Raw genomic sequence first — 15,447 nt, forward strand, 5'->3', positions numbered from 1 at the left:
ATGCCGAAGTTCCTGACCGAGATCGACATTCCGCCCAGTTGGCTTGCCCTGCATGTGCTGGCGGCCTGGGTCCTGGGGCTGCTTTCGCCCGCCCTGTTCGGGGCGGCGGGGGATTGGCTGGGCCTGGGCCTGGTTGCGCTTGGGGCCGCGCTGATGCTGGCGGCCGTCTTTCAGATGGCACGGGCGCGGACCACGGTGATCCCCCGGCGCAACCCCTCGTCCCTGGTGACGGGCGGGGTCTTTGGCTGGTCGCGCAATCCGATCTATCTGGCCGATGCGCTGATCCTGCTGGGTGCGATCCTTTGGCTGGATGCGGTGCTGGCGCTGCCCTTGGTCGCAAGTTTCGTCTGGCTGATCCAGACCCGCTTCATTCGCGACGAAGAGGCGCGGCTGACCCTGGCCTTCGGGCCGGAGTTCGATCTTTGGGCTGCGCGGACCCGCCGCTGGCTGGGTCGCAAATGACCATGCTGCACGGCGGAAAAAGTAGGGTTTGAAATATTGTTGCGCAATGTTAAGTGCAGCGAACAGTTTATGCCGGCTTTGGGCAGGATCGGGGGACTTAGGTGAAGATCGGAGCACTGACAGAGGTATTCCCGGGCGAGAACCGGGTGGCCATGACGCCGGATTCGGCGGTGCAGCTGGCCAAGCTTGGGCATAGCGCCTGCATCCAGTCCGGGGCTGGGGCGAAGGCCGGGTTCTCGGACGCGGCCTATGCGGCTGCGGGGGTCGAGGTGCTGCCCGACGCGGCGGCGGTCGTCGCGGCGGCGGATGTGATCGTCAAGGTGCGTGGCCCGGAGGCGGGTGAACTCTCCGCCATGCAGGACGGCCAGACGCTGATCAGCTTCTTCTGGCCGGCGCAGAACCCGGAGTTGCTGGAGACGGCGGCGAAGAAGAACCTGACCGTGGTCGCGATGGACATGGTGCCACGGATCAGCCGCGCGCAGAAGATGGACGCGCTGTCCTCGATGGCCAATATCGCGGGTTACCGCGCGGTGATCGAGGCCGGGAACAACTTTGGCCGCTTCTTCACCGGCCAGGTGACAGCGGCGGGCAAGGTGCCCCCGGCCAAGGTGCTGATCGTCGGTGCGGGTGTGGCGGGTCTGGCGGCCATCGGGACCAGCGTGTCCCTGGGTGCCATCGTCCACGCCTTCGACGTGCGCCCGGAAGTGGCCGAGCAGATTGAATCGATGGGCGCGAACTTCGTGTTCCTTGAATTCGAGCAGGCCCAGGACGGGGCGGCGACGGGTGGCTATGCTGCACCCTCGTCCCCCGAGTTCCGGGAAAAGCAGCTGGCCAAGTTCCGCGAACTTGCGCCCGAGATGGACATCGTCATCACCACCGCCCTGATCCCGGGTCGCCCGGCGCCGAAGCTGTGGACCGAGGACATGGTGCGGATGATGAAGCCGGGTAGCGTCATCGTCGACCTTGCGGCGGAACGCGGCGGCAACTGCGACCTGACGGTGCCGGACCAGAAGATCGTGACCGACAATGGCGTGACCATCGTCGGCTATACTGACTTCCCCAGCCGGATGGCGGCGCAGGCTTCGACCCTGTATTCGACCAACATCCGCCACATGCTGACCGACCTGACGCCGAAGAAGGATGGCGTCATCCTGCACAACATGGAGGATGACGTGATCCGGGGCGCGACCGTGGCGCATGTCGGTGCGGTCACTTATCCGCCGCCACCGCCGAAGATCGCGGCCATCGCGGCGGCGAAGCCGAAGGAAAAGGCCAAGGAGCTGACGCCCGAAGAACGCCGGGCGAAGGAGGTTGCCGCCTTCAAGGCGCAGACCCGCAACCAGGTCGGGCTTCTGGCCATCGGGGGCGGGCTGATGCTGTTGGCGGGGCTATACGCTCCGGCCAGTTTCATGAGTCACTTCATCGTCTTCGTGCTGGCGGTGTTCGTTGGCTTCCAGGTGATCTGGAACGTCTCGCATTCCCTGCACACCCCGCTGATGGCGGTGACGAACGCGATCTCGTCGATCATCATCCTGGGCGCGTTGATGCAGATCGGCTCGGGGTCGTTCCTGGTGATCCTGCTGGCGGCATTGTCGGTGTTCATGGCCGGGATCAACATTTTCGGTGGCTTCATGGTCACCCGGCGCATGCTTGCCATGTTCCAGAAGTCGTAAGGGGGCAGACATGGCATATGGATTCACCACGGCTGCCTACGTTGTTGCGGCAGTTCTGTTCATCCTCTCGCTCGGGGGGCTTTCGGGCCAGGAAAGCGCCAAGCGCGCGGTCTGGTACGGGATCGTCGGCATGGCGCTGGCGGTTGCGGCCACGATCTATGGGCCCGGTGCGGGCCTCTGGTGGCTGTCGGTCGCGCTGATCGCGGGCGGCGGCGCCATCGGCTGGATCGTCGCGCAGCGCGTCCAGATGACCGAGATGCCGCAGTTGGTCGCGGCGATGCACAGCCTTGTCGGTCTTGCGGCGGTGTTCATCGGTTTCAACACGCATATCGAGATGGTGCGGGTCGCTGCGATGGACGAGGCGGCGCGTGCGGCCCTGACCGGCTTTGCCGCGACCGTGGCCCACAAGACCGGGGTCGAGATCTCGATCCTGCGGGTCGAGACCTTCCTGGGGATCTTCATCGGTGCGGTGACCTTCACCGGGTCAGTCATTGCTTACGGCAAGCTGGCCGGGAAAGTGGACGGCAAGGCGAAGAAGCTGCCGGGTGGGCATCTGCTGAACGCCGCGGCGGCGATCATGTCGCTGGTGTTGCTGGTCGTCTATCTGCAGTCCGGAAGCTCGCTGGCGCTGGTCGGCATGACGCTGGCGGCCTTGTTCATCGGCTATCACCTGATCATGGGGATCGGCGGGGCGGACATGCCGGTCGTCGTGTCGATGCTGAACAGCTATTCCGGCTGGGCGGCGGCGGCGATTGGTTTCTCGCTGTCCAACGACCTGCTGATCGTGGTCGGGGCGCTGGTCGGCTCCTCGGGTGCGATCCTGTCCTACATAATGTGCAAGGCGATGAACCGCAGCTTCATCAGCGTGATCCTCGGCGGCTTCGGCGGCACCACGGGGCCGGCGATGGAAGTCACCGGCGAGCAGATCGCCATCGATGCCGAAGGTGTCGCAGCGGCGCTGAACGATGCGGACAGCATCATCATCATCCCGGGCTACGGGATGGCGGTGGCGCAGGCGCAGCAGTCGGTCAGCGAACTGACCCGCAAGCTGCGGGCCAAGGGGAAGAACGTCCGCTTCGCGATCCATCCCGTGGCGGGGCGTCTGCCGGGGCACATGAACGTGCTTCTGGCCGAGGCGAAGGTGCCCTACGATATCGTGCTGGAGATGGACGAGATCAACGAGGACTTCCCCGAGACGGACGTGGCCATCGTCATCGGATCGAACGACATCGTGAACCCGGCCGCGCAAGAGGACCCGAACAGCCCCATTGCGGGGATGCCGGTGCTGGAGTGCTGGAAAGCGAAGCAGGTGTTTGTCAGCAAGCGCGGGCAGGGGACCGGGTATTCCGGGATCGAAAACCCGCTGTTCTTCAAGGAAAACACCCGGATGTTCTACGGGGACGCGAAGAAGTCGCTGGACAGCCTTCTGCCGATGATCGACTGAACGGGCGTAGGGTGGGCGGTTTCGCCCACCCTTCCAGTCTGTCCACGGTGGACAGGCGCAGGATATCCTGCAACATCAAGGCGTTGGGCGCGGGCGTTAGGGAAATCTTAGGATTTGCGACCCAACTGCTCTGCTGATCTTTTCATCCCGCCCTTGCCTGCTGCGCCAATCGTCCGTCCTGATCGGCGATTGGGCAACACATCGGCTGCATACCCTTGTATTCCGGTATTTTTCTGGAAAGCCGCGCGGCGGCGACCTACCTCACGTCGAACCCTTAGCGAGAGCCAAGATGCCGATCCCTGACCACCCGCTGCGCTATGCCACCGTCAACGAACTGCACGCCCGGCCCTTTCCGGCCATCGAAGTGCCGGCCACGGCGGTCTATGTCGCGATCAAGGAACCGGCCCACGCCCAGAATCGGGACCGGGCGAAGGACCTGGCGCATCTGCTCTCCTTGCTTGACCGCCACGGCAGCGCGCATCCGCAACCGGGGGCGACGCATTTCCAGGGGCCCATCGGCCGGGCCGAGTTGAAATGGGAAAGCCATACCGAATTCGTGACCTATACCGCCTTCACGCGCGGCGTCTCGGCCCGGCCCTTCGATCCGGCCGAGGCCGAAGTCCTGCCCGAGGACTGGCTGGCGCACGCGCCGGGCAGGCGGCTGACCTCGGTCCTGATCCGGGTCGAGACGATGCCGGCGACCGAGGCCGAATTGCTGGCCCGGCTGGACGGCTGGTTCGTGCCGGAAAGCCTGGCGGTCAGCCGTGTCGTCGACGGGGCGGCGGTGGTGGCGGGCGATTTCCGCATCGATCCGGCGGGGCACATGCGCTTTGCGGTCTTTGTCGCCCCCGGCACCGGGCCGCGCCGGGTGGGGCGGATCGTGCAGCGGCTGTGCGAGATCGAGACCTACCGCGCCATGTCGATGCTGGGCCTGATGCGGGCGCGCGACCTGGGCGCGCGGCTGAATGCGCTGGATCCGCAGCTTTCGGCGCTGGTCTCGGGGCTGGACAATGCCGAACCGGCGCCCGAGACGGCGCTGCACAACCTGCTGACGATCTCGGCCGAGTTGGAGAGCCTGGCGGTGCAGTTCTCGTTCCGGTTCGGGGCGACAGCGGCCTATGAGGCGATTGTCAGCCAGCGGATCGAGGTCCTGCGCGAGCAGCGGATCGAGGGGCGGCAGACCTTTGGCGAGTTCATGATGCGCCGGTATGATCCCGCGATGCGGACGGTGAAATCTGCGGAAAGCCGGCTGAAGGCGATGGCCGAGCGGGCGGAACGCGCGGCGGAACTGTTGCGCACGCGGGTGGATGTGGAACGGTCGGCGCAGAACCAGAAGCTGCTGGAGAGCATGGACCGGCGCGCGGACCTGCAACTGCGGTTGCAGCGCACGGTCGAGGGGCTGTCGACGGTGGCGATCAGCTACTATGCGGTGAACCTGGCGGCCTATCTGCTGGAGCCCCTGGCGCACCGCTTCCATGTCAGTCACGGCGCGCTGCTGGCCGGGCTGGTGCCGGTGGTGGTGCTGGGCGTCTGGCTGATGGTGCGGCGCATCCGCAACCACCTGCACTAGACCGGCCGGACGACGATCTTTCTGCGAAAGATCGGGGGCTTACCGCCCCCGAATGCGCGGGTCGAGCGCGTCGCGCAAGCCGTCGCCGACATAGTTGACCGACAGCACGGTCAGGCTGATCGCCAGCCCCGGCCAGACCATCTGCATCGGATAGGTCTGGTTGTAATAGGCCGAGTTCAGCATCGAGCCCCAGGTCGAGAAGTCCGACTGGAAGCCCTGGCCCAGGAAGGAGACCACGGATTCGGTGATGATCGCGTTGGCCACGCCAAGGGCTGCGGCGACCATGACCGGAGCCAGCACGTTCGGCAGGATGTGCCGGCTGATGATCCGGCGCGCCGGCGTGCCGATCGAACGGGCGGCCAGTACGAACTCACGCTCTTTCACCGCCAGGACCTGGCCGCGCACGATGCGGGCGACATGCATCCAGGAGGTCAGGCCAATGGCCATGATCAGGATGAAGAAGGTCCCAAGGTTCGGGCCGAACGCCTCTTTCAGCGCGGGGCCGTAGAGGAAGGTCAGGACCAGGATCAGCGGCAGAAGCGGCAGCGACAGGAAAAGGTCGGTCAGGCGCATCAGCGCGCCGTCCAGCCGGCGGAAGTAGCCGGAAAGGAGGCCGATCAGCGTGCCAAGGAACACCGCGACGGCCATGGCGACAAAGCCGACCGCAAGGCTGACCTTCCCGCCCAGCATCAGCCGGGCCATGATGTCGCGGCCGACCTGGTCGGTGCCCAGCGGGTTCGACCAGGAGGGCGAGAGGTTCCGCGACTTGAACATCTCGGCGGTGTTCGGGTTCACCTTGATCGGCTCGGCCGTCCAGAAGAGCGGACCGATCAGCACGAAGATCAGGAGCGAGGCCAGGACCCAGAGGCCGATCGTGGCCCCGCGATGCATGCGGAACTGGTCCCAGACATCGCGCCACAGGCTGCGCGGGGCGTCTTCTCGGTCAAGGATGGCGGGCGCGGCGGTGGCGTCAGTCATAGCGGATCCGGGGGTCGAGGATGCCGTACAGGATGTCGGCAACCAGGTTGAAAAGGACGATCAGGATCGCGGTGATGAAGGCGATGGTCTGCACCACGGGCAGGTCGTTGACATGGATCGCGCCGATCAGCGCCGCCCCGATGCCATTGATCTTGAACACCTGTTCGGTGACGATAGCGCCGGCAAAGACGGCGGGCAGGCCCAGGGTGATGACGGTGATCACTGGGATCATCGAGTTGCGCAGGACGTGTTTCAGGACCACGGTCCGCTCGCTTAGCCCCTTGGCGCGGGCGGTGCGGGCATAGTCCTGACTGAGGTTTTCCAGCATCGCCGAGCGGGTGTAGCGGCTGAGTTCGGCGGCGTTGAAAAGGGCCAGCACGGCGACGGGCAGGAACATCTGCCGGACCTGCTGCTTGAAGGTTTCCCAATCCACGACCTCGAGCGAGGTGTTGTAGATCGAGGGGAACCAGCCCAGCCAGGTGGTGAAGATGATGATGGCAAGGAGGCCGGTGAAGAAGGTCGGGACCGAGTAGCCGACCATCGAGACGAAGGTGCCGACCTGGTCGAACCAGGAATACTGGCGATAGGCGGAGTAGATGCCGATGGGCAGCGCGATCAGGATGGCGACGACATAGGCGGTGCCGATCACGATCAGCGTCTGGGGCAGACGCTCGCCGATATAGTCCATCACCGGGACCTTGGAGGAATAAGAGATGATGCGCGGGGCGCCGTCGGCGTAATTGGTGCCGAAGGCCGCGTCGATGGCATAGAGCGGCTCGGTCCAGAAGAACTGCTTCAGCCACAAGAGATAGCGGATATGCACAGGCTCATTGATGCCCATGGCTTCGATCATCTTGGCCTTGACCTCGGGCGGCACGGTCAGCGGGATTTCGGACGCGGGACTGCCGGGCGCGAGATCGACCAGAAGGAAGATCACGAGGCTGATGAGCAGGAGCGTCGGGATCGCGACCAGCAAGCGCCGGAGCGTGTAGGTCAACATGGGCGGGCCTGTCTGCTGGGGAGGAAGGGTAGGGTGCCCGCCAAGCGGCGGACACCCTGAAGATCAGAGACTTACTTGATGCGGAACCAGTCCTGGGCGTTCCACAGCTCGGTGTCCCAGGTGTTCAGCACCACGCCGCCCAGCGTGTTCGAGGCGGCCGACAGACGGCCACGGTCGACCAGCGGCACGACGACGTAGCTGTCCTTGGTCAGCATCTCGTTCAGGCGGATGGCGATCTCGGCGCGCTTGGCCATGTCGGCGGTCTTGGACAGCTCGTCCACCAGCGCGTCATAGGCCGGGTCGCAGAAGCGGTTGATGTTCTCGCCCTGCCACTGGTTTTCCGGGCCCGGGATCTTGTCGCACTTGTACTGCGCCAGGTAGGGTTCCGGGTCGGTGCCGTCGAAGTTGTTGGCGTACATCTCGACGTCGGCATAGAACTTCTGGAAGGTGTCGGGCGAAGCCGCGTCACCGCCGAAGAACACCGAGGCGTCGACCTGCTTCAGTTCGACTTCCACGCCGATTTCGTTCCAGAACGACTTGATGATCGCCTGGAAGTCCTGGCGGACCGGGTTGACCGAGGTCTGGTACAGGACCTTCAGCTTCATCCCGTCCTTTTCGCGGACACCGTCGCCGTCGCTGTCAACCCAGCCGGATTCTTCCAGCAGGGCCTTCGCGCCTTCCACGTCCTGCGTCAGGCAGTCGGTGTTCGGGCTGGCGAACATTTCCGGCGCCGGGACCAGGTTGCAGGTCGCGCGGCCGGCGGCGCCATAGCCCACGTCAACCAGAACCTGGCGGTCGATGGCCATCGACAGCGCCTTGCGGACGTTGATGTCGGACAGGAACGGGTGCGGGTGCTTGACCGTCGACCGCTCGCCTTCCGGCAGGTTCGGGTCGGGGTTGGTCATGTTCATCTCGATCCGCTCGACCAGCGTGCCGAAGCCGTTCAAGAGAACACCCTTGCCGGCCGCAGCCATCTGGGTCTGCATTTCCGGGTTGATCTGGGTGTTCCAGGCATAGTCGAACTCGCCGGTTTCCAGAACCGCACGCGCGGCCGCCTGGGCGTCGCCGCCGCCCTTCACCGTCATCGTCGCAAATGCCGGTTTGGCCGGGTCGCGGTAGTTCGGGTTGGCTTCCAGTTCGACCACGTCATTGACCTTGAAGTCCTTGACCATGAACGGGCCGGTGCCGATCGGCTTGAAGTTCTGGTCCGAGCAGGTCGAGGCCGCAGCACCCAGGCAGTTGGCGAACTGCGCCGCCTGCAGGATGGGCGAGGTGCCGCCGACGAAGGCCTGGTAGGGGTTCGGCTTCGGGCCCGAGAACTTGATGACGATGGTCAGCTCGTCCGGGGTCTCGATCGCGGTGATGCCTTCATAGCGGGCAGCCTGGGCGCAGCCGCCTTCGGGATGGGTGCAGTATTCCCAGGTGAACTTGGCGTCGGCCGAGGTGACGGGGGTGCCATCCGACCACAGGAGACCCGGCTTCAGCTTCCAGGTGATCTGGGTCAGGTCTTCGGTGATGCCGCCGTTTTCGACGGTCGGGACCGACTCGACCAGACGGGGAATGACCACGCCCTTTTCGTCAAAGCCGGCCAGGCCTTCAAGGATCAGCGAGGCGGTTTCGACGTCCTTGGTGCCGGACGACAGGTAGGGGTTCAGGATCGAGGGCGCTTGCCAATACAGCACGTTGACGTGCCCGTCGGCGCCGCGCTCGGCGAAGGCGGCCGGGGCCAGGCCCAGGGCCGCCACGGCGCCCATCAGGGCGGTTCTCAGTTTCATTGCGTCACTCCTTGTTGGTTGCGCTCGAAAGCCTCGGGTGCGCCGGTTGATCCGGCGGCGGTGTTGTCGAACAGGTGGCAGGCGACGAAGCGGCCCGGTTCCACCTCTTGCAGTTGCGGTTTTTCCACGCGGCAGCGGTCAAAGACCTTGGGGCAGCGGGTGCAGAAGTTGCAGCCCTGCGGCGGGTTGGCGGGCGAGGGCACGTCGCCCTTGAGGATGATCCGCTTGCGGTTCTGCGCCAGCACCGGATCGGGTTCGTTCACGGCCGACAGCAGCGCCTCGGCATAGGGATGCAGGGGGCGGGCATAAAGCGCGTCGCGGGGGGACAGTTCGGCGATCCGGCCCAGATACATCACCGCCACGCGGTCGGCGATGTGGCGGACCATCGACAGGTCGTGGCTGATGAAAAGATAGGTCAGGCCGAACTTTTCCTGCAGATCCTCAAGCAGGTTCACGACCTGCGCCTGGATCGAGACGTCCAGCGCGGCGATGGGTTCGTCGCAGACGATGAACTTGGGGTTCAGGGCAAGCGCCCGGGCGATGCCGATGCGCTGGCGCTGGCCGCCGCTGAATTCATGCGGGTAGCGGTTGGCGAAGCGGCGGTTGAGGCCGACCTGATCCATCAGCTCGTAGACCCGCTCCAGCTTTTTCGCCTTGGGCCAGTCGGTGTGTTCGTCCAACGGCTCACCAATGATGCGGGCCAAGGTCATCCGGGGGTTGAGGCTGGCCTGCGGGTCCTGGAACACCATCTGCATCGTCGGGCGCTTCTTGCGCAACGCCTCGGGGCCAAGGCTGGCCACATCGTCGCCGTCGATCACCACGCGGCCCGCGGTGGGTTCGTAAAGCCGCAGCAGGGCACGGCCCACGGTGGACTTGCCGCAACCGGATTCGCCGACGAGGCCCAGGGTCTCCCCCGGCAGGATGGAAAAGCTGACCCCGTCCACCGCCTTTACGTCGCCGGTGTGGCGGCGAAAGACCCCGGTGTAGATCGGGAAATGCATCTTCAGGTCGTCGACCTTGACCAGGGGTTCAGGCATGGGCGGCCTCCGCGCGGGGGGCCGGGGCGGGGGCCGACCAGTGGCAGGCGACGTCATGGCCCTGGCCGACGGTCTGGCCGTCGATCGCGCGGCGGGCCGGGTTTTCGCGGTCGCAGCGGTCGTGGCGGTGTTCGCAGCGGGCGCGGAACGGGCAGGCGGTTGGCGCGCCGGCCAGGATCGGCGGCTGGCCCTGGATGACCTTGAGCCGGTCCTCGCGTGGGCCGGAGATGGCCGGGATCGTCTTGAGCAGGGCACGGGTGTAGGGGTGCTGCGGGTTGGCGAACAACTCGCGCACCGGGGCCTGTTCGACGACCTGGCCGCCGTACATCACCATCACCCGGTCCGCTATTCCGGCGATCACGCCAAGGTCATGGGTGATCCAGATGATCGCCATGCCCAGCTTCTGGCGAAGTTCCTTCACCAGTTCCAGGATCTGGGCCTGGATGGTCACGTCCAGCGCGGTGGTCGGTTCGTCGGCGATCAGCACGTCGGGGTCGCAGGCCAGCGCGATGGCGATCATCACCCGCTGGCGCATGCCGCCGGAAAACTGGTGCGGATAGGCCTTGAGCCGGCGGCGCGCGTCGGGGATGCCGACCAGCTCCAGAAGTTCGACGGCGCGGTTGGCGGCGGCCGTCTTGTCCAGGCCCATGTGCTTGCGCAATGGCTCCATCAGCTGGTCGCCCAGGGTAAAGACCGGGTTCAGGCTGGTCATCGGGTCCTGGAACACGAAACCGACCTTGGCGCCGCGCACCTCTTGCAGGCCCTTGTCGTCCAGCTGCAAGAGGTCGCGCCCGTCCAGCAGCACCTGCCCGCCCCGGATCTCGGCCGGGGGCGAGGGCAGAAGCCCGATCAGCGACATCATGGTGACGGACTTGCCCGACCCGCTTTCGCCGACGACGCCCAGAAGCTCTCCCCGGTTCAGGTGGAAGCTGACGTCGTTGACGGCATGGATCTCGCCGCCGCGGGTGCGGAATACGGTGCGAAGGCCCTTGACATCAAGGACAGGCGCGGCCCCATCGGCCATTCAAAACTCCCCGCGTCGTTTCTTAGTTGTTGTTATTCTTAGGTCTTTTTAGCCGGAAGCCGTGGCGCAGCCCCGATCTTGGGCCAACTGTTTCCGATTTTCCGCCCTCTATCAATCCTGTTTCGCTGCGCGATTCCACTGGTCATCGCCGTCATTCTGCCGGATCGCCCCTGCAATCTGCCAGATATTGACAGTGTTGCGGCCGGGGGTGAGGGTGGCCACTACATGTTGCGTGCGGGATTGGGGGCTAAAATGCAGGCACTGACGTCGCGTCAGATCCTTGACCAGCTGGTCAGCTTTCCGACCGTGAGTCGCGGATCGAATCTGGCGCTGGTCGATTGGCTGGAGGGCTACCTGACCGGGCAGGGCATCCGCTGCTTCCGGCACTGGAACGAGGACCGGCAGAAAGCGGCACTGATTGCCCATGCCGGCCCGTGGGAGGAAGGTGCGGTGGTTCTGTCCGGCCATTCGGATGTGGTGCCGGTGGACGGGCAGGCCTGGACCTCGGACCCCTGGGTGGTGACGGAACGCGACGGGCGGCTCTACGGGCGCGGGACCTGCGACATGAAGGGATATGTCGCGCTGGCGGTCTGGGCGCTGGTCGAGGCGCAGGCGCGCGGGGTGCGGCGGCCGCTGCAACTGGCGCTGTCCTATGACGAGGAGATCGGCTGCACCGGCGCGCCGCCGATGATCCGCACGATGCAGGAGGTGGTGCCGAAAGGCAGCGCCGCGATCATCGGCGAGCCAAGCCGGATGGGCGTGATTACCGGGCACAAGGGCGGCACCGGCTATCATGTGCATGTGAAGGGGTTCGAGGTCCATTCCTCGCTGCTGCCCTATGGCGTTTCGGCGATCATGGAAGGCGCGCGGCTGATCGACTGGCTGAACGAGGTGAACGCGGAAATCCGGGCCCGGCCGCAGACGCCGATGGCCGCGCGCTTTGATCCGCCCTTTACCACGTTGCATGTCGGCATGATCCAGGGCGGGACCGCGCACAACATCACCGCCGCCGACTGCCGCTTTGCGGTCGAGATGCGGGTGGTCCCGGGCGAGTCGATCCCGGACTGGGAAGCGCGCTTTGTCGCAAAGGCGGCTGAGTTGACGGCCGCGATGCAGGCGGTGCGGCCCGAGGCGGGCATCCATCTGGAGAAGTTTTTCGGCGTCCCCGGCCTGCAGCCCGAGACCGAGGGCGAGGCCGAGGCCCTGGCCCGCCGCCTGACCGGAGACAACCGGACTGGCGTCGTCAGCTACGGCACCGAGGCCGGGCAGTTCCAGGACGCGGGCTATTCCGCCGTGGTCTGCGGCCCAGGCGACATAGCCCAGGCGCACCAGCCGGACGAATATCTGGAGCTTTCCGAATGGCAGGCCGGGCAGCGGTTCATGGAGCGCCTTCTGGAGGCGCTGGCGTGAGCTTTCCGATTTCCGAGGCCTCGCCGGTCCGTTTTTCGGCAGCGTTGCCCGACCGGGTCGACGTGGCGATTGTCGGCGGGGGCGTCATCGGAGTGATGGCGGCCTGGTTCCTGCGGCAGAAGGGATTGTCGGTCCTGGTGCTGGAAAAGGGCCGCATCGCGGGCGAGCAATCCAGCCGCAACTGGGGCTGGGTCCGCCAGCAGGGCCGCGATCCGGGCGAATTGCCGATCATGGTCGAAAGTCTGGCGATCTGGAACCGCCTGGCGGCCGAGATGGGGGAAAGCCTGGGCTTCCGGCAGACCGGCGTTTTGTACCTGGCCAAGACCGAGCGCGAAATGGCGGGGTTCGAGGCCTGGACCGAACACTCCCGCGCGCACCAACTGGATACGCGGCTTCTGACCGGGGCCGAAACCCTGGCCATGCTGAAAGGCGCGGTCGCCCCGTGGAAGGGCGCGCTTTACACCGCCTCGGATGCGCGGGCCGAGCCCTGGACGGCGGTCCCGGCGCTGGCGGCACGGGCAACGGAAGCGGGCGTCCTGATCCGCGAGGGCTGCGCGGTGCGCGCCCTGGACATTGCGGCCGGAAAGGTGGCGGGCGTGGTGACCGAGGCGGGGCGGGTGGCCTGCGACCGGGTGGTTGTCGCGGCGGGGGCCTGGTCGCGGCTGTTCCTGGGCCGGCATGGGGTGCGCATCCCGCAGCTTTCGGTGCTGGCCAGCGTGGCGGCGACCGAGCCGATGCCGGAAATCTTTCCCGGCAATGCCGCCGATGACGACTTTGCCTTCCGCCGCCGCGCCGACGGCGGGTATTCCATCGCGCCGGGCGGGTCAGAGCATGACTTCTTCATCGGCCCGGATGCGTTCAGGTCGTTTTCCCTGTATCTGCCGATCCTGAAGAAGGACCTCCGCTCGGCCCGGTTCCGCCCCATGGCACCGAAGGGCTTTCCCGACGCCTGGTACACCCCGCGCCGCTGGGCCGAGGATGGGCCGAGCCCCTTCGAAGCGACGCGCATCCTGAACCCCGCGCCGAACCTGCGGACGCTGGGCCGCGTGCAGGACGCTTTCGCGCGGGCCTTCCCGTCGCTGGGCCGGCCTCGGCTGAAGGCGGCCTGGGGCGGGATGATCGATACGCTGCCGGATGTGGTGCCGATCGTGGATCATGGGCCGATCGCCGGCCTGACCATCGCCACGGGAATGAGCGGGCATGGGTTCGGCATCGGTCCCGGCATGGGGCGGGTGGTGGCGGACCTGGTGACGGGGGGGCATGTCGGGCATGACCTGTCACGCTTCCGTTTCGCGCGGTTCAGCGATGGCACGAAGATCGCGCCGGGGCCGAGCCTTTGACCAGAAAGCGGAAAGCCCCTCAGTCCAGCCGCGCGCTTTCCCCGGAATGGCCGGCCCATTGCGGCAGACCGTCGGTGATCGGTGCCCAGGGCGCGCGGTCGGCAGCGAAGATATGTTCCTGCGGCGCCAGGCTGGGTGGGTCGATCAGCGTGCCATAGGCGACATGCGCCCAGGCCCCCTCACGCACGATGGAATAGAGCAGTGAGCCGCAACGCCCGCAATGCACATCGCGGATGTCGCCCTTGCCGTAGGACAGCAAATCGTCTGCCCCTGCCGTCAGGCGCAGCTTGCCGATCGGGATGCCGCCCATCGGCTTGAACGCAGAGCCGGTGGTGCGCCGGCACTGGCCGCAATGGCAGTTCATCGCATAGTCGAAGGCGTCCTCGACCTCATAGCTTGTCTGCCCGCAGAGGCAGCTTCCCCTTAACGTCGCGGCCATCGGTCCCTCCGGTCCTATGTCCATCCTTGCGCGTGTCCGTTCCGCCTGCAAGCTTCGGCTTCCCCCTTGCCGAACCGGCCGGGAAGGATCAGGTTCCGAAGCAAAGGAGACATGACATGCCCGTAAAGAACCGTTTCGCCGAGCTTCTGCCCGAAATCACCGCCTGGCGGCGCGACTTCCATGAGCATCCCGAACTGCTGTTCGAGGTCCATCGCACCGCCGCGAAGGTGGCTGAGTTGTGCCGCAGCTTTGGCTGTGACGAGGTGGTGGAGGGCATTGGCCGCACCGGCGTCGTGGCGGTGATCAAGGGCAAGTCCGACAGCAAGGGCCGGGTGATCGGGTTGCGCGCCGACATGGACGCCCTGCCGATCAAGGAGCAGACGGGGGTGCCCTATGCCTCGAAAACCCCGGGCAAGATGCATGCCTGCGGCCACGACGGGCATACCGCGATGCTTCTGGGCGCGGCGCGCTATCTGGCCGAGACGCGGAACTTTGACGGCACGGTCGTCTGCATCTTCCAGCCGGCAGAAGAGGGCGGCGGCGGCGGCCGCGAGATGGTGCAGGACGGGCTGATCAGCCGCTGGAAGATCGACGAGGTCTACGGGATGCACAACATGCCCGGTATCCCGGTCGGTCATTTCGCGATCCGGCCCGGGCCGATGATGGCGGCGGCCGACCAGTTCGAGATCGTGGTGACGGGGAAGGGCGGCCACGCCGCCAAGCCGCATGACTGCATCGACACCACGGTCGTCGCCGCGCATATCATCGTCGCGATCCAGACCATCGCCAGCCGCAACGTGGACCCGATGAAGCAGGTCGTCGTCTCGGTCTGCACGGTCGAGACCGACAGCACGGCGCATAACGTGATCCCGCAAGTGGTGAAGATGAAGGGCACGGTCCGCACCCTGGACCCCAAGGTGCAAGACTTTGTCGAGACGCGGCTGGCGCAGGTGGTCGAGGGCACGGCGCTTGCGCTTGGGGCGCGGGCCGAGGTCCACTACAGCCGCGGCTATCCGGTCACGATCAATGCCCCCGACCATACCGGCTTTGCCGCCGAGGTGGCGCAGCAGGTCTCGGGGCAGGTGGACACCAATACCCCGCCACTGATGGGGGCCGAAGATTTCAGCTATATGCTGAACGAACGCCCCGGCGCCTATATCTTCCTGGGCAATGGCGACACCGCGATGGTTCATCATCCGGCCTACAACTTCGACGACAACGCCATTCCCTTCGGCGCCAGCTGGTATGCCGGCATGGCCGAAGCGCGGATGCCCGCCGCCTGAGCATTGACCAGC

13 protein-coding genes are annotated in these 15,447 nt (G+C 65.9%); 7 read left to right on the forward strand and 6 right to left on the reverse strand.

Annotation, left to right across the window (positions count from 1 at the left end; translation table 11 throughout):
* The 4 genes from CXR42_RS03185 to CXR42_RS03200 all read left to right on the forward strand — a co-directional run bounded on the left by CXR42_RS03185 (position 1) and on the right by CXR42_RS03200 (position 5,149).
* A complete protein-coding gene (locus tag CXR42_RS03185; protein WP_245875325.1) occupies positions 1 to 462 on the forward strand; it encodes a methyltransferase family protein in 462 nt (153 codons plus the stop codon).
* Positions 463 to 563: 101 nt separating this feature from the next.
* Complete coding sequence (locus CXR42_RS03190) at positions 564 to 2,135, forward strand: Re/Si-specific NAD(P)(+) transhydrogenase subunit alpha (protein ID WP_103256049.1); 1,572 nt, start codon at positions 564 to 566, stop codon at positions 2,133 to 2,135.
* Between the two features lie 10 nt (positions 2,136 to 2,145).
* The gene (locus CXR42_RS03195) at positions 2,146 to 3,579 is read left to right on the forward strand and encodes an NAD(P)(+) transhydrogenase (Re/Si-specific) subunit beta (RefSeq protein WP_103256050.1); all 1,434 of its coding nucleotides are present in this window, start codon (positions 2,146 to 2,148) and stop codon (positions 3,577 to 3,579) included.
* Positions 3,580 to 3,868: 289 nt separating this feature from the next.
* The gene (locus CXR42_RS03200; protein WP_103256051.1) at positions 3,869 to 5,149 is read left to right on the forward strand and encodes a DUF3422 family protein; all 1,281 of its coding nucleotides are present in this window, start codon (positions 3,869 to 3,871) and stop codon (positions 5,147 to 5,149) included.
* Positions 5,150 to 5,188: 39 nt separating this feature from the next.
* Here CXR42_RS03200 and CXR42_RS03205 read toward each other — a convergent pair whose 3' ends face one another.
* The 5 genes from CXR42_RS03205 to CXR42_RS03225 all read right to left on the reverse strand — a co-directional run bounded on the left by CXR42_RS03205 (position 5,189) and on the right by CXR42_RS03225 (position 10,963).
* Positions 5,189 to 6,127: an ABC transporter permease gene (locus CXR42_RS03205; RefSeq protein WP_103256052.1), complete on the reverse strand. Its 939-nt coding sequence runs from the start codon at positions 6,125 to 6,127 to the stop codon at positions 5,189 to 5,191.
* Positions 6,120 to 7,127: an ABC transporter permease gene (locus CXR42_RS03210; protein ID WP_103256053.1), complete on the reverse strand. Its 1,008-nt coding sequence runs from the start codon at positions 7,125 to 7,127 to the stop codon at positions 6,120 to 6,122. The genes CXR42_RS03205 and CXR42_RS03210 overlap by 8 nt, the downstream gene beginning before the upstream one ends.
* Positions 7,128 to 7,198: 71 nt before the next feature.
* Complete coding sequence (locus tag CXR42_RS03215) at positions 7,199 to 8,902, reverse strand: peptide ABC transporter substrate-binding protein (protein WP_103256054.1); 1,704 nt, start codon at positions 8,900 to 8,902, stop codon at positions 7,199 to 7,201.
* Positions 8,899 to 9,939, reverse strand: a complete 1,041-nt coding sequence (locus CXR42_RS03220; protein WP_103256055.1) for an ABC transporter ATP-binding protein — start codon at positions 9,937 to 9,939, stop codon at positions 8,899 to 8,901. The genes CXR42_RS03215 and CXR42_RS03220 overlap by 4 nt, the downstream gene beginning before the upstream one ends.
* Positions 9,932 to 10,963 carry an ABC transporter ATP-binding protein gene (locus tag CXR42_RS03225; protein ID WP_103256056.1) on the reverse strand — a complete coding sequence of 344 codons (1,032 nt, stop codon included), beginning with the start codon at positions 10,961 to 10,963 and terminating at the stop codon, positions 9,932 to 9,934. The genes CXR42_RS03220 and CXR42_RS03225 overlap by 8 nt, the downstream gene beginning before the upstream one ends.
* Before the next feature lie 252 nt (positions 10,964 to 11,215).
* Here CXR42_RS03225 and argE point away from each other — a divergent pair, with 252 nt between their 5' ends.
* On the forward strand, positions 11,216 to 12,373 hold the full coding sequence (gene argE, locus CXR42_RS03230; RefSeq protein ID WP_103256057.1) for an acetylornithine deacetylase: 1,158 nt from the start codon (positions 11,216 to 11,218) through the stop codon (positions 12,371 to 12,373).
* Positions 12,370 to 13,713, forward strand: a complete 1,344-nt coding sequence (locus CXR42_RS03235) for an NAD(P)/FAD-dependent oxidoreductase (RefSeq protein WP_180995954.1) — start codon at positions 12,370 to 12,372, stop codon at positions 13,711 to 13,713. The genes argE and CXR42_RS03235 overlap by 4 nt, the downstream gene beginning before the upstream one ends.
* Before the next feature lie 19 nt (positions 13,714 to 13,732).
* On the opposite strand, the gene CXR42_RS03240 is transcribed toward CXR42_RS03235, so the two are convergent.
* Positions 13,733 to 14,152 carry a GFA family protein gene (locus CXR42_RS03240; RefSeq protein WP_103256997.1) on the reverse strand — a complete coding sequence of 140 codons (420 nt, stop codon included), beginning with the start codon at positions 14,150 to 14,152 and terminating at the stop codon, positions 13,733 to 13,735.
* Between the two features lie 116 nt (positions 14,153 to 14,268).
* On the opposite strand from CXR42_RS03240, the gene CXR42_RS03245 reads away from it, so the two are divergent.
* Entirely contained in the window at positions 14,269 to 15,435 is a 1,167-nt protein-coding gene (locus CXR42_RS03245; RefSeq protein ID WP_103256059.1) for a M20 aminoacylase family protein, read from the forward strand.
* Positions 15,436 to 15,447 lie beyond the last annotated feature (12 nt).

Source organism: Tabrizicola aquatica (assembly GCF_002900975.1).
Classification (GTDB): Bacteria; Pseudomonadota; Alphaproteobacteria; order Rhodobacterales; family Rhodobacteraceae; genus Tabrizicola; species Tabrizicola aquatica.

Bases quoted from the DNA above. Each gene is read 5' to 3' on its own strand.
- CXR42_RS03185 (WP_245875325.1), top strand. From the start codon at position 1: ATGCCGAAGTTCCTGACCGAGATCGACATTCCGCCCAGTTGGCTTGCC.
- CXR42_RS03195 (WP_103256050.1), top strand. From the start codon at position 2,146: ATGGCATATGGATTCACCACGGCTGCCTACGTTGTTGCGGCAGTTCTG.
- CXR42_RS03200 (WP_103256051.1), top strand. From the start codon at position 3,869: ATGCCGATCCCTGACCACCCGCTGCGCTATGCCACCGTCAACGAACTG.
- CXR42_RS03205 (WP_103256052.1), bottom strand. From the start codon at position 6,127: ATGACTGACGCCACCGCCGCGCCCGCCATCCTTGACCGAGAAGACGCC.
- CXR42_RS03210 (WP_103256053.1), bottom strand. From the start codon at position 7,127: ATGTTGACCTACACGCTCCGGCGCTTGCTGGTCGCGATCCCGACGCTC.
- CXR42_RS03215 (WP_103256054.1), bottom strand. From the start codon at position 8,902: ATGAAACTGAGAACCGCCCTGATGGGCGCCGTGGCGGCCCTGGGCCTG.
- CXR42_RS03220 (WP_103256055.1), bottom strand. From the start codon at position 9,939: ATGCCTGAACCCCTGGTCAAGGTCGACGACCTGAAGATGCATTTCCCG.
- CXR42_RS03225 (WP_103256056.1), bottom strand. From the start codon at position 10,963: ATGGCCGATGGGGCCGCGCCTGTCCTTGATGTCAAGGGCCTTCGCACC.
- argE (WP_103256057.1), top strand. From the start codon at position 11,216: ATGCAGGCACTGACGTCGCGTCAGATCCTTGACCAGCTGGTCAGCTTT.
- CXR42_RS03240 (WP_103256997.1), bottom strand. From the start codon at position 14,152: ATGGCCGCGACGTTAAGGGGAAGCTGCCTCTGCGGGCAGACAAGCTAT.
- CXR42_RS03245 (WP_103256059.1), top strand. From the start codon at position 14,269: ATGCCCGTAAAGAACCGTTTCGCCGAGCTTCTGCCCGAAATCACCGCC.